We start from the raw sequence: 7,321 nt of genomic DNA on the forward strand, positions 1-7,321 counted from the left end.
ATCGACGCATGCTGCGATGCCTGGAACCGCGCCACCAAAGATCAAGCCCGCATCCGGTCCCTCTGCAACTATCCCTATATCAAAGCGGTCAGTACATGAGCTGGTCGGTATGAGACGACCCACTCCCGGTCCGGCCCGCCGACTGGCGGGCTCGACCTCGTAGAAGGGCCCGCATTCCGCGCGCCCCGATACGGAGACACGGAGACGACGATGACCCAGCTTTCCGACACCCAAGCCCTGATCCTGAGCGCCGCCGCACAGCGGCCCGAGCACATAGCCCTGCCGCTGCCCGAGAGCCTGCGGGGTGGCGCCGCCGCCAAGGTGGTCGGCGCGCTGCTCAGCAAGGGCTTCCTCGAAGAGGTCGACGCGGACATGCGCAAAGGCGAGCCTGTCTGGCGCGAGACCGGAGACGGCCACGGCGTCATGCTGGTTGCCACTGACGCAGGCCTCGCCGCCATCGGCATCGAGCCCGAGGACGCGAACCCCGCGCCTGCGGGTGCGAAAGACGCGCCGAGCGACGCGCCCGCGCCGGACACCCCCGTTGAGCCCGAACCCGCGCCCAAGGCGCGCACGCCGCGCGAGGGCACCAAGCAGGCGACCCTGATCGCCATGATGGGCGCGCCGGACGGCGCGACCATCGAGGAGACCATGGCCGCGACGGGCTGGCAGTCGCACACGGTGCGCGGCGCGATGGCCGGGGCGCTGAAGAAGAAACTCGGGCTTGAGGTCACCTCCGAGAAGGTCGAGAACCGGCGGCGCGTGTACAAACTCCCTGCCGCCTGACGCAAGCGAACCCGACACGTTGATGACCGTCGTCCCTCTGGGGCGGCGGTGTCGCTTTCCGGCACCACGCCTCCTGCGAGCCTTTCTTGCCCGCGCGCCGGAGCAAGCCTCTCACGGTTGCAGCACGAACACTCAGGCTTCGAACGGCTCCCCAGCAGGATTGGCAACAGCATCCCTGGACGTTATCTATATTTCATGAGCGACAAGTCCGTAGAGACCTTGGCTGCACGGATTGCGCGCATCCTGACGGACCGCATCGTTTCAGGTGACATCGCTCCCGGCACCAGACTGCGGCAGGACCACATCGCCGCGGAGTTCGGCGCCAGTCACGTTCCGGTGCGGGAGGCTTTTCTCGAGCTAAAGATACAGGGCCTGGCCGAGGGACTGCCCCACCGCGGATTCCGCGTCACCGACTTCGACCTGGCGGAGCTGCGCGAGGTCGCCGAGATGCGCTCCAGCCTCGAATCGCTCGCGCTCCGCCACGCTGCGCCGAACATGACGCAGGCAATTCTGCTTGAGGCGGAGGAGGTTACGCGCCGCGGAGACACCGCTGACAACGTTCGCGACTGGGAGGCGGCGAACCGGCACTTCCACCGGCTGATCCTTTCGCCCTGCCGCATGCCGCGCCTTCTGCGCACGATCGACGGCTTGCACATCGCAAGCGCCCGCTTCCTCTTCGCGGCGTGGCGACGGGACTGGGAGACACGCACCGACCACGACCACCGCAGCGTCATCGAAGCGCTGCGTAAGGGACAGACTGAGCTGGCCTGCGCCACCTTAGCACGTCACGTGGGATGGATCGGGAAGCGTAAGTCGGCCGCAAAAAGTGCGGACATCATAGAGACTTACGAAATTCTGGCGTAGTTATCTATAATCTCTATTGAACGGTCCACAAAACTCCCTCTATTCGTAGATAACACAAAACTCGCTGACGGAGGGCCTCTCATGGCGTCACTCACTCCCACCCTTGAACGCTCCCACTCTCTTTGGCGCTCGATCGGCCTCGCACTCTCCGGCGCGGCTATCATCACCCTTGGCGCAAAGGTCCAGATCCCCTTTTGGCCGGTGCCTATGACACTGCACACGCTCACGGTGTTCCTCGTCGCCGCGCTGCTCGGTCCGCGTCTCGGCGCGGCGGCCATGGTCGCCTACCTCGGGGCGGGCGCGATGGGTCTACCGGTCTTCTCGAACTCCCCGGAACGCGGGGTCGGGCTGGTCTACATGGCCGGCCCCACGGGCGGCTATCTTCTGGGGTTCCTCGTGGCCTCCGGGCTCACAGGCTGGCTGGCGGCCGGTCGCAGCTGGATCGGGCGGACGCTCGCCATGCTGGCCGCGCTCGCGGTCGTCTACGCGGCCGGCCTCGCATGGCTCGCGACCTTCGTCCCCGCAACCAAGCTATTGGCAGCCGGTCTAACACCCTTCCTGCTGGGCGATCTCGTGAAGGTGGCGCTCGCCGCCACGCTCGTCTCCGGTGTGTTTCGACTGAAGGGACGCTGAAATGATCCGCACGGACTGGACGCTGGAAGAGGCGCAGGCGCTTCATCACCTGCCCTTCCCGGAACTGATGCACCGCGCGCAGACCGTTCACCGTCAGCATTTTGACCCGACCGCGATTGAGACGGCGAGCCTTCTGAGCATCAAGACCGGCGGCTGCCCGGAGGATTGTGGCTACTGCTCGCAGTCGTCACACTACAAGACCGGTGTGAAGGCCACCAAGCTGATGGGCGTGGACGAGGTGCTCAAGGCCGCACAGCGTGCGAAGGAGGCCGGGGCGCAACGGTTCTGTATGGGCGCCGCGTGGCGCAGCCCTAAGGACCGCGATATGGACAAGCTCTGTGACATGGTGCGCGGGGTCTCCGAACTGGGGCTCCAAACCTGCATGACGCTCGGCATGCTGACGGCAGAACAGGTGGCGCGGTTCAAGGAGGCGGGGCTCGACTTCTATAACCACAACATCGACACCTCGGCGGACTACTACCGGGAGATCGCGACGACGCGCACGATGGAGGACCGCCTATACACGATCGAGCTGGTCCGCCAGGGCGGTATCAGCGTCTGCTGCGGCGGCATCCTGGGCATGGGCGAGGCCGAGGAGGACCGCATTTCGATGCTCGTCACGCTGGCCACGCTGCCCGAGCACCCGGGGAGCGTGCCGATCAACCTTTGGAACGAGATTGACGGCGTGCCGGTGCAGGACCGCGCCACGCCGATGGACTCCTTCGCCCTCGTGCGGATGATCGCGCTCGCGCGGATCATGATGCCGGCTTCGGTCGTGCGCCTTTCCGCTGGGCGGACGCAAATGAGCGATGAGCTTCAGGCGCTCTGCTTCCTCGCCGGGGCGAACTCAATCTTCGTCGGCGACCAGCTTCTGACCACGGGAAATCCATCGCCCGGCAGTGACGCCGAATTGCTGGACCGACTTGGTCTGCACGTCGCGAAGGCGGCGCCGCACCAAGACGGCGACGGACGGACTTGACTCCCTTAAGGCGCGCGAAGCCCTCAGCGGACCATGAAATTTGTTGCGCTGGTCCTCTTCGATGCGAGCCGAGCATATCCTAAAGACACAAATACCATTGACTCGCTATCTGCTGTGGTCGCGAAGCTTATCGCGACCACAGTGAACCGCAGGAAGGTCCGCATGGCGGTTTCACGAACCAACGGGCGATTGATCAGATTTGATTATGCCCTGCCCACCCGGATCGCCTCGAACAGCCGGCGCAGGGCAAAGGACCGCGCGATGCTCACCACCGTGAACACCGCGCCCATCTTTAGGTTCTTCGCAAGCGTCGTGTGCAGCCCGAAGACCGGGAATATCAGAATTTGCGTCACGACGGCGACGCAATAGCCGACCGCCACGTTGGCGACGGCCTCGACCAGTGACATGGCCCGGCTCTGTTTCATGCGGCTGTATCCTCGTCCTTCGCTGATAAGTTCAGCCGCGCGGCCTTCACCTCGGCGAAGGTCCAGCCGTCACCATCGAGGATCGCCTCGCGGCCGGTCTCGCCCTGTCAGCGCTCCACGGCGACGTCGACATAGGCGGGGCTGATCTCCATCGCGAAGACGCGGCGGCCGTTGGCCTCGCCGGCGATGATCTGCGAACCGGAGCCGCAGAACGGCTCGTAGCAGAGGCCGCCCCGAGCGACGTGCTGGCGCATCGGGATGCCGAAGGCGTCGAGCGGCTTCGGCGTCGGATGGTCCGGCCGGTCGTCGCGGTGGAAGCTCGGCATCTCCCACGTCGAGGGCAGCGTGCCCTCCGCCACCTTCAGCGGCCGGTTCGGCCGCACCCAGCCCATGAAGCAGGGCTCGTGTTTCCAGAGGTAATGCGAGCGGGTCAGCACGCCGCGGTCCTTCACCCAGATGATCTGCTGGTGGACGAGGCGCCGGCCTTCTCCCAGCAGGCCTCGAGCATCGCCTGGCGGCGCGAGGCGTGCCAGCAATACCAGGCGGCGTTCGGCTCGATCGCCTCGGCGACGGCGGCAGCGACGAAGCCGTCGTAGAGTTCCGCGCCCTGAGAGCTGTCGTCCCAGGTGTTGCCGTAGGAGGCGGACCAGTCCTTGTTGCGGGTCGGATGGTTCGAGCCGTCGTAGTCGACGAGATACGGCGGGTCGGTGGCGAACAGGATCGCGCGCTCGCCATTCATCAGACGCCGGACATCGTCTTGGCTGGTCGAGTCCCCGCAAAGCAGCCGGTGCTCACCGAGGATCCACAGATCGCCCGTGCGCGAGGCCGGATTGCGCGGCGGCTCGGGGATGGTCACCGGCTTCGCGGGGCCCCCGGCGCCACCTTCTTCACCGTCCCCCTCCGGCACGAAGGCCAGCAGCTTGTCGAGTTCGCCGTCCGAGAAGCCGACCAACGACAGGTCGAAATCTTCGGCGAGCAGGTCGTTCAGTTCCGCCGACAGCAGCGCCTCGTCCCACGTGCCGAGTTCGGTCAGCTTGTTGTCGGCAATCCGGTAGGCACGGCGCTGCGCCTCCGTCAGATGACCCAGCACGATCACCGGCGCCTCGGTCAGCCCCAGCTTTGTCGCGGCCAGCACGCGCCCGTGTCCCGCGATCAGCTCGCCGTCCTCCCCCACGAGGCAGGGCACGGTCCAGCCAAACTTGGCCATGCTGGCGGCGATCTTCGCCACCTGGTCGAGCCCGTGCGCCTTCGCGTACTTCGCGTAGGGTTGGAGGCGCGACAGCGGCCACGTCTCGATCGCGTCCGGGGCGAAGCTCAGCGTCATGGTGGGTGGTTTCCGATGTTCAGGTGGATGCCGGTGGCTTCCGGACTCCGGATGCCGCGCCGGACGCCACACGGGGTCCAGCGGCTAGCAACGGTGTAGGTTTGCGCGGCGACGACAGCATTGCAGCGCTGTGCCGGCGCGAGTAGATCGCCGAAGCCTCTTTTACATTTGGTCGAAGAAGTTCCTGGAAGCCGGCAAGAAGCGGCTTGCCGGCAAACGGCGCGTGCCGCGACCAGCGGCGAGGTGAGACGCTGCGCAAGCAGGCCCGCGAGCTCAAGGCGGTCGCCGGCGAACAGGCGCTGGAGCGCCGGATTGTAAAAAGGCATGATCACGGATGCATCCGCCAGCGACTGCGTAACGAACTGATCCATCTACAACGCTGCACTTTGCAGGCGAGGTTCTCTGCTGGGTGGCTGGAACGCGAGATGGAATGGCGCGCTTACGGGCCGAGGGTTCCCGAGCAACGATCGCGCGAAGTCTGCGGTAGCTGTCTATGGCTGGTCGCATAACCCACCGTGGGGAATACTTGATTTGGCTTGGCCTCACGGGTTACGAGCGGGCCAACCCCCCATACAACCTTGCGTCTCCCATGTTTGTCTCCACTGCCATTCTACTCGCCACAATCGGCCTCGCGGCCGGTCTCCTGATCGGGTGTATCGGGATCGGCGGCGTTGTTGTGGTGCCTGCGCTTGTCTATGTAGTCGGCATTCCAATCCAGACCGCCATCGCCGGTGCTATAATGGGCTATCTGTTCACCGGCTTGGTCGGAACGGCCGTCTATGCGCGCCACAAGTCGATCCGTTGGGACATGACCGTCTGGCTGTGGGCGGGTGCCATGCCCGCCGCCCTGATCGGCGCACGGTTCATCCAACTGGCCGACCCGTTGTTGCTTGAACTTTTCATCGGCGCGCTGGCTCTGCTGTCTGGGCTCGCGGCTCTGCGGCCGCCCTTTGCTGCCGGAGCAAAAGCCCAAAGCCTATCCAAGCCCGCTCTCGCCGCCGTCGGTGCCGTCACCGGCTACGCTTCGGCGGTGACCGGAACAGGCGGACCCGTCGTGCTGGTGCCGATCCTGACTTGGCTGAGGATCCCCGTGCTCACCGCCATCGGCCTCGGTCAGGCCATCCAACTCCCAATCGCTGTTCTGGCCACCGCTGGCAACATAGCCTTCGGCGAACCGGACCTGATGCTCGGCCTGCTGCTTGCCGTGGGACTGAGCATCGGCACCCTCGCGGGGGCCCAACTCGCTCACAAGATGCCTCGCGCTATGCTGGGCCACGCGATCTCAGGCGCGCTATTAATCGTTGGGGGGCTGATCCTGCTCAGGGCGGCGCGGCATCTTTTTTTTTCTGATCTGGTCACAATTTTCCGGGCGAATCATTTTCTATAGCGAAGCGGGAGTCGCCCATTGGCCGGCGTCCTGGCCTCGCAGGATCGCTCTTGGCGCCTTTCCCTGAGGGCACTTCCGCTGCCATTTGTGAGAGATTGTGGCCTATGTTCTGCGCGAAAAGCAGCCCATGCTCGGCGCCCTATTGGACGGCTCCCGCGATGATGTGCTCGCTTTCATGTCGGCCGCAATGACCGAATTGCGTGTCGGCGCGCCGACGGCGCACAAGCTGAAGCGCTGCAACCGGACCGCGTTGCGCGCCGCCGTCGCATTCTCGAGGTCGCCCCGGTCAAACTCCACCAGGTTGCCGACATCCTAGGGCCTGCCGGCCCCCCACCTCGGTCTCGTTCGCCAGACACGTCGACGATGCCGCTCCGGCAAGACGCCCGGGATGCTATCGAGATGGATCTGCGGGGACACGCGTGCGCCGGGGCGGACAGGCAACTCGGCAAGTACCTGGACGTCATCGATGCGCTGCTCAGTGTAGACCACATGTTCGCCTGAGATTGGGCGACCCGTCTCACAGTATGCAGGTTATCGAGGGTTGCGCTGGATATCCCGGCGCCGAGCCTCATGCATAGGAGACGGGCCATGAATGAGCATATCATCTACGTCGGTTTGGATGTTCACAAAGAGACGATTTCGGTCGCTGTGGCGGACGGGAGCAGACGCGGAGAAGTCCGCGAACACGGACAGATCCCGAATACGCCTGCGGCATTGACTCGTCTTTCGAGCAAGCTCTCCCAGCCGGGAGCGGCGCTGCGGTTCTGCTACGAGGCTGGACCGTGCGGCTACGGCATTCAGCGGCAGCTGAGATCGTGGTCGAGTAGCTCGGCTATTCGGCTTCGCCCTCACAGATCCGGGCATGCGGCTTTCCCGCACCCGGCTCTTCCCGGAAGTTACCCGCATGGTACCCTTCGTGGCGTCCA

At 65.1% G+C, this 7,321-nt stretch carries 9 protein-coding genes and 1 pseudogene; 6 read left to right on the forward strand and 4 right to left on the reverse strand.

Translation table 11 applies throughout. The features are described from left to right. Nucleotides 1-210: 210 nt before the first annotated feature. The 4 genes from VQ042_RS24050 (at nucleotide 211) to bioB (ending at nucleotide 3,259) form a co-directional block, all read left to right on the forward strand. Nucleotides 211-783 (forward strand): DUF3489 domain-containing protein, encoded by a 573-nt coding sequence (locus VQ042_RS24050; RefSeq protein ID WP_331822805.1) that lies wholly within the window; start codon nucleotides 211-213, stop codon nucleotides 781-783. A gap of 195 nt (nucleotides 784-978) precedes the next feature. Beyond that, on the forward strand, nucleotides 979-1,647 hold the full coding sequence (locus VQ042_RS24055) for a GntR family transcriptional regulator (protein ID WP_331822806.1): 669 nt from the start codon (nucleotides 979-981) through the stop codon (nucleotides 1,645-1,647). 81 nt (nucleotides 1,648-1,728) lie between these two features. Continuing rightward, complete coding sequence (locus VQ042_RS24060; protein WP_331822807.1) at nucleotides 1,729-2,280, forward strand: biotin transporter BioY; 552 nt, start codon at nucleotides 1,729-1,731, stop codon at nucleotides 2,278-2,280. Nucleotide 2,281: 1 nt separating this feature from the next. Further along, complete coding sequence (bioB, locus tag VQ042_RS24065; RefSeq protein ID WP_331822808.1) at nucleotides 2,282-3,259, forward strand: biotin synthase BioB; 978 nt, start codon at nucleotides 2,282-2,284, stop codon at nucleotides 3,257-3,259. Between the two features lie 203 nt (nucleotides 3,260-3,462). Here bioB and VQ042_RS24070 read toward each other — a convergent pair whose 3' ends face one another. The 4 genes from VQ042_RS24070 to VQ042_RS26210 form a co-directional block, all read right to left on the reverse strand. Then, nucleotides 3,463-3,684, reverse strand: coding sequence for a DUF7220 family protein (locus VQ042_RS24070; protein ID WP_331822809.1), 222 nt, complete (start codon nucleotides 3,682-3,684; stop codon nucleotides 3,463-3,465). A gap of 107 nt (nucleotides 3,685-3,791) precedes the next feature. Next, on the reverse strand, nucleotides 3,792-4,121 hold the full coding sequence (locus VQ042_RS24075) for a DNA methyltransferase (protein ID WP_331822810.1): 330 nt from the start codon (nucleotides 4,119-4,121) through the stop codon (nucleotides 3,792-3,794). Nucleotides 4,122-4,132: 11 nt separating this feature from the next. After that, on the reverse strand, nucleotides 4,133-5,008 hold the full coding sequence (locus VQ042_RS24080) for a ParB/Srx family N-terminal domain-containing protein (protein WP_331822811.1): 876 nt from the start codon (nucleotides 5,006-5,008) through the stop codon (nucleotides 4,133-4,135). Next, entirely contained in the window at nucleotides 5,005-5,379 is a 375-nt protein-coding gene (locus VQ042_RS26210; protein WP_442880216.1) for a hypothetical protein, read from the reverse strand. Before VQ042_RS26210 ends, VQ042_RS24080 begins: the two co-directional genes overlap by 4 nt. A 218-nt stretch (nucleotides 5,380-5,597) precedes the next feature. Here VQ042_RS26210 and VQ042_RS24090 point away from each other — a divergent pair, with 218 nt between their 5' ends. Then, complete coding sequence (locus VQ042_RS24090) at nucleotides 5,598-6,395, forward strand: sulfite exporter TauE/SafE family protein (RefSeq protein WP_331822812.1); 798 nt, start codon at nucleotides 5,598-5,600, stop codon at nucleotides 6,393-6,395. A gap of 588 nt (nucleotides 6,396-6,983) precedes the next feature. Next, nucleotides 6,984-7,205: pseudogene (locus VQ042_RS24095) on the forward strand (hypothetical protein); the annotation flags it as partial. Nucleotides 7,206-7,321 lie beyond the last annotated feature (116 nt).

Origin of the sequence: Aurantimonas sp. A2-1-M11 (assembly GCF_036549475.1) — a bacterium.
Taxonomy (GTDB): domain Bacteria; phylum Pseudomonadota; class Alphaproteobacteria; order Rhizobiales; family Rhizobiaceae; genus Aurantimonas.